Annotated in this window: 1 protein-coding gene, 2 tRNA genes and 3 rRNA genes; 1 reads left to right on the top strand and 5 read right to left on the bottom strand. The window is 51.3% G+C overall.

The window, feature by feature from the left end; genetic code table 11:
* Positions 1-258 (top strand): LysR substrate-binding domain-containing protein (locus tag HX792_RS26200; RefSeq protein ID WP_256349913.1); only part of this gene is annotated, 258 nt, incomplete at its 5' end.
* A 97-nt stretch (positions 259-355) separates the two neighbouring features.
* On the opposite strand, the gene rrf is transcribed toward HX792_RS26200, so the two are convergent.
* From rrf to HX792_RS26175, 5 genes are all read right to left on the bottom strand, one after another.
* A 5S ribosomal RNA gene (rrf, locus tag HX792_RS26195) occupies positions 356-471 on the bottom strand.
* A gap of 151 nt (positions 472-622) precedes the next feature.
* Positions 623-3,514: ribosomal RNA gene (locus HX792_RS26190) — 23S ribosomal RNA — on the bottom strand.
* A gap of 249 nt (positions 3,515-3,763) precedes the next feature.
* Positions 3,764-3,839, bottom strand: a tRNA-Ala gene (locus HX792_RS26185).
* A gap of 30 nt (positions 3,840-3,869) precedes the next feature.
* A tRNA-Ile gene (locus HX792_RS26180) sits at positions 3,870-3,946 on the bottom strand.
* A gap of 83 nt (positions 3,947-4,029) precedes the next feature.
* A 16S ribosomal RNA gene (locus HX792_RS26175) occupies positions 4,030-5,566 on the bottom strand.
* Together the 16S, 23S and 5S rRNA genes with 2 tRNA genes alongside form the textbook arrangement of a ribosomal RNA operon.
* Between the last annotated feature and the right edge of the window lie 327 nt (positions 5,567-5,893).

Genomic DNA, 5,893 nt, shown 5'->3' with positions numbered 1-5,893 from the left:
GCGATTGCGGTGGATGTACAAGGTGCACTGATGCTTGATAACCCCACATTGATGCTTCAAGCCGCCAGGGCGGGAATGGGGCTGACTTATCTGACGGAATGGAATGCCGCGATGGACCTTGCTGAAGGAACGCTGGTGCGCGTCCTGGAGGAGTGGACGCCCTCTTACGACAAGCTGCGCCTTTACTATCCTGGAAGGCGCCATGTGCCTGCCGGGTTGAGGGCGCTTATTGAGTTGATCAAGGATAAGGGGTTTTGATGTGAGGGTGTTTGGGCTTATTGGCAGGAACTGCTGGCTTTTCGACCGCCCAAAACAAAACCCCATCTGCTTTCGCAAATGGGGTTTCGGAATTTAATCTTGACGATGACCTACTCTCACATGGGGAAACCCCACACTACCATCGGCGATGCATCGTTTCACTACTGAGTTCGGGATGGGATCAGGTGGTTCCAATGCTCTATGGTCGTCAAGAAATTCGGGTACTGAGTCGTGGCCGGTTGGCCTCGCTTCAGCAAATTGGGTATGTGACAGCTGTCGGTGTTTTGTGAGCGTCGAACTTTCGGTTCATTTCGTCTTCACACACCGCAATCTGGCCTTTCGACGCAAATTGCTTGGGTGTTATATGGTCAAGCCTCACGGGCAATTAGTATTGGTTAGCTCAACGCCTCACAGCGCTTACACACCCAACCTATCAACGTCGTAGTCTTCGACGGCCCTTCAGGGAACTCAAGGTTCCAGTGAGATCTCATCTTGAGGCTAGTTTCCCGCTTAGATGCTTTCAGCGGTTATCTATTCCGAACATAGCTACCCGGCAATGCCACTGGCGTGACAACCGGAACACCAGAGGTTCGTCCACTCCGGTCCTCTCGTACTAGGAGCAGCCCCTCTCAAATCTCAAACGTCCACGGCAGATAGGGACCGAACTGTCTCACGACGTTCTAAACCCAGCTCGCGTACCACTTTAAATGGCGAACAGCCATACCCTTGGGACCGGCTTCAGCCCCAGGATGTGATGAGCCGACATCGAGGTGCCAAACACCGCCGTCGATATGAACTCTTGGGCGGTATCAGCCTGTTATCCCCGGAGTACCTTTTATCCGTTGAGCGATGGCCCTTCCATACAGAACCACCGGATCACTAAGACCTACTTTCGTACCTGCTCGACGTGTCTGTCTCGCAGTCAAGCGCGCTTTTGCCTTTATACTCTACGACCGATTTCCGACCGGTCTGAGCGCACCTTCGTACTCCTCCGTTACTCTTTAGGAGGAGACCGCCCCAGTCAAACTACCCACCATACACTGTCCTCGATCCGGATAACGGACCTGAGTTAGAACCTCAAAGTTGCCAGGGTGGTATTTCAAGGATGGCTCCACGCAGACTGGCGTCCACGCTTCAAAGCCTCCCACCTATCCTACACAAGCAAATTCAAAGTCCAGTGCAAAGCTATAGTAAAGGTTCACGGGGTCTTTCCGTCTAGCCGCGGATACACTGCATCTTCACAGCGATTTCAATTTCACTGAGTCTCGGGTGGAGACAGCGCCGCCATCGTTACGCCATTCGTGCAGGTCGGAACTTACCCGACAAGGAATTTCGCTACCTTAGGACCGTTATAGTTACGGCCGCCGTTTACCGGGGCTTCGATCAAGAGCTTCGCGTTAGCTAACCCCATCAATTAACCTTCCGGCACCGGGCAGGCGTCACACCCTATACGTCCACTTTCGTGTTTGCAGAGTGCTGTGTTTTTAATAAACAGTCGCAGCGGCCTGGTATCTTCGACCGGCATGGGCTTACGGAGCAAGTCCTTCACCCTCACCGGCGCACCTTCTCCCGAAGTTACGGTGCCATTTTGCCTAGTTCCTTCACCCGAGTTCTCTCAAGCGCCTTGGTATTCTCTACCCAACCACCTGTGTCGGTTTGGGGTACGGTTCCTGGTTACCTGAAGCTTAGAAGCTTTTCTTGGAAGCATGGCATCAACCACTTCGCTAACTAAAAGTTAGCTCGTCATCAGCTCTCGGCCTTAAGATCCCGGATTTACCTAAGATCTCAGCCTACCACCTTAAACTTGGACAACCAACGCCAAGCTGGCCTAGCCTTCTCCGTCCCTCCATCGCAATAACCAGAAGTACAGGAATATTAACCTGTTTTCCATCGACTACGCTTTTCAGCCTCGCCTTAGGGACCGACTAACCCTGCGTCGATTAACGTTGCGCAGGAAACCTTGGTCTTTCGGCGTGGGTGTTTTTCACACCCATTGTCGTTACTCATGTCAGCATTCGCACTTCTGATACCTCCAGCAAGCTTCTCAACTCACCTTCACAGGCTTACAGAACGCTCCTCTACCGCATCACTTACGTGATACCCGTAGCTTCGGTGTATGGTTTGAGCCCCGTTACATCTTCCGCGCAGGCCGACTCGACTAGTGAGCTATTACGCTTTCTTTAAAGGGTGGCTGCTTCTAAGCCAACCTCCTAGCTGTCTAAGCCTTCCCACATCGTTTCCCACTTAACCATAACTTTGGGACCTTAGCTGACGGTCTGGGTTGTTTCCCTTTTCACGACGGACGTTAGCACCCGCCGTGTGTCTCCCATGCTCGGCACTTGTAGGTATTCGGAGTTTGCATCGGTTTGGTAAGTCGGGATGACCCCCTAGCCGAAACAGTGCTCTACCCCCTACAGTGATACATGAGGCGCTACCTAAATAGCTTTCGAGGAGAACCAGCTATCTCCGAGCTTGATTAGCCTTTCACTCCGATCCACAGGTCATCCGCTAACTTTTCAACGGTAGTCGGTTCGGTCCTCCAGTTAGTGTTACCCAACCTTCAACCTGCCCATGGATAGATCGCCCGGTTTCGGGTCTATTCCCAGCGACTAGACGCCCTATTAAGACTCGCTTTCGCTACGCCTCCCCTATTCGGTTAAGCTCGCCACTGAAAATAAGTCGCTGACCCATTATACAAAAGGTACGCAGTCACAGAACAAAGTCTGCTCCCACTGCTTGTACGCATACGGTTTCAGGATCTATTTCACTCCCCTCTCCGGGGTTCTTTTCGCCTTTCCCTCACGGTACTAGTTCACTATCGGTCAGTCAGTAGTATTTAGCCTTGGAGGATGGTCCCCCCATATTCAGACAAAGTTTCTCGTGCTCCGTCCTACTCGATTTCATGACTAAGAGATTTTCGCGTACAGGGCTATCACCCACTATGGCCGCACTTTCCAGAGCGTTCCGCTAATCTCAAAGCCACTTAAGGGCTAGTCCCCGTTCGCTCGCCACTACTAAGGGAATCTCGGTTGATTTCTTTTCCTCAGGGTACTTAGATGTTTCAGTTCCCCTGGTTCGCTTCTTGCACCTATGTATTCAGTACAAGATAACCATCTTATGATGGCTGGGTTCCCCCATTCAGACATCTCCGGATCAAAGTCTGTTTGCCGACTCCCCGAAGCTTTTCGCAGGCTACCACGTCTTTCATCGCCTCTGACTGCCAAGGCATCCACCGTATGCGCTTCTTCACTTGACCATATAACCCCAAGCAATCTGGTTATACTGTGAAGACGACATTCGCCGAAAATTCGAATTTCTCAATTAAGAGAACTCACAAATTTTACCTTAGCCTGATCCGTTACCAGTGAAAGTAACGTTCAGTCTATCTTTCTATCACATACCCAAATTTTTAAAGAACGATCTAATCAAAGACTAGAAATCAACATTCACCATCAACCTGATGGAATGCTCATTTCTAAGCTTTCAAAACTTTCAGAAGCAGTAGTGGTGGAGCCAAACGGGATCGAACCGTTGACCTCCTGCGTGCAAGGCAGGCGCTCTCCCAGCTGAGCTATGGCCCCGTATTTCTACAGGCGTTTCCCACACAAAATTGGTGGGTCTGGGCAGATTCGAACTGCCGACCTCACCCTTATCAGGGGTGCGCTCTAACCAACTGAGCTACAGACCCAATTTCGGGCTGCTTCTTTATCGTCTTCTTCAATGAATCAAGCAATTCGTGTGGGAACTTATGGAGCAGCTGATGTCGTCGATTAAGGAGGTGATCCAGCCGCAGGTTCCCCTACGGCTACCTTGTTACGACTTCACCCCAGTCATGAATCACACCGTGGTAACCGTCCCCCCGAAGGTTAGACTAGCTACTTCTGGTGCAACCCACTCCCATGGTGTGACGGGCGGTGTGTACAAGGCCCGGGAACGTATTCACCGCGACATTCTGATTCGCGATTACTAGCGATTCCGACTTCACGCAGTCGAGTTGCAGACTGCGATCCGGACTACGATCGGTTTTATGGGATTAGCTCCACCTCGCGGCTTGGCAACCCTCTGTACCGACCATTGTAGCACGTGTGTAGCCCAGGCCGTAAGGGCCATGATGACTTGACGTCATCCCCACCTTCCTCCGGTTTGTCACCGGCAGTCTCCTTAGAGTGCCCACCATAACGTGCTGGTAACTAAGGACAAGGGTTGCGCTCGTTACGGGACTTAACCCAACATCTCACGACACGAGCTGACGACAGCCATGCAGCACCTGTCTCAATGTTCCCGAAGGCACCAATCCATCTCTGGAAAGTTCATTGGATGTCAAGGCCTGGTAAGGTTCTTCGCGTTGCTTCGAATTAAACCACATGCTCCACCGCTTGTGCGGGCCCCCGTCAATTCATTTGAGTTTTAACCTTGCGGCCGTACTCCCCAGGCGGTCAACTTAATGCGTTAGCTGCGCCACTAAAAGCTCAAGGCTTCCAACGGCTAGTTGACATCGTTTACGGCGTGGACTACCAGGGTATCTAATCCTGTTTGCTCCCCACGCTTTCGCACCTCAGTGTCAGTATTAGTCCAGGTGGTCGCCTTCGCCACTGGTGTTCCTTCCTATATCTACGCATTTCACCGCTACACAGGAAATTCCACCACCCTCTACCATACTCTAGTCAGTCAGTTTTGAATGCAGTTCCCAGGTTGAGCCCGGGGATTTCACATCCAACTTAACAAACCACCTACGCGCGCTTTACGCCCAGTAATTCCGATTAACGCTTGCACCCTCTGTATTACCGCGGCTGCTGGCACAGAGTTAGCCGGTGCTTATTCTGTCGGTAACGTCAAAACAGTTACGTATTAGGCAACTGCCCTTCCTCCCAACTTAAAGTGCTTTACAATCCGAAGACCTTCTTCACACACGCGGCATGGCTGGATCAGGCTTTCGCCCATTGTCCAATATTCCCCACTGCTGCCTCCCGTAGGAGTCTGGACCGTGTCTCAGTTCCAGTGTGACTGATCATCCTCTCAGACCAGTTACGGATCGTCGCCTTGGTGAGCCATTACCTCACCAACTAGCTAATCCGACCTAGGCTCATCTGATAGCGCAAGGCCCGAAGGTCCCCTGCTTTCTCCCGTAGGACGTATGCGGTATTAGCGTCCGTTTCCGGACGTTATCCCCCACTACCAGGCAGATTCCTAGGCATTACTCACCCGTCCGCCGCTCTCAAGAGAAGCAAGCTTCTCTCTACCGCTCGACTTGCATGTGTTAGGCCTGCCGCCAGCGTTCAATCTGAGCCATGATCAAACTCTTCAGTTCAAACATCTTTGGGTTTTTAAGAAACCCTAAACTTGGCTCAGCAATCGTTGGTTACATCTTTGATTTCTCGCGGAGTAACTTGTGATGCTGATAATCTTGTTGACTATCAGTCTGACTCCACAAGCACCCACACGAATTGCTTGATTCAGTTGTTAAAGAGCGGTTGGTTAAGATCTTTCGTCTCAACCGAGGCGCGCATTCTACAGCAGCCTCATTTACTGTCAAGTGATTATTTTCAGAAGTTTTCGAAGATTTCTTCAACAACTTCAACCACTTGCGCTTCCGATCTCTCGTCAGCGGGAGGCGAATTCTACAGCGTTACACGCT

Source organism: Pseudomonas sp. B6002 (genome assembly GCF_013385985.1).
Taxonomy (GTDB): Bacteria; Pseudomonadota; Gammaproteobacteria; order Pseudomonadales; family Pseudomonadaceae; genus Aquipseudomonas.
Note: the sequence above shows the minus strand (reverse complement) of the source record. Positions and strands in the feature narration are given on the sequence as shown.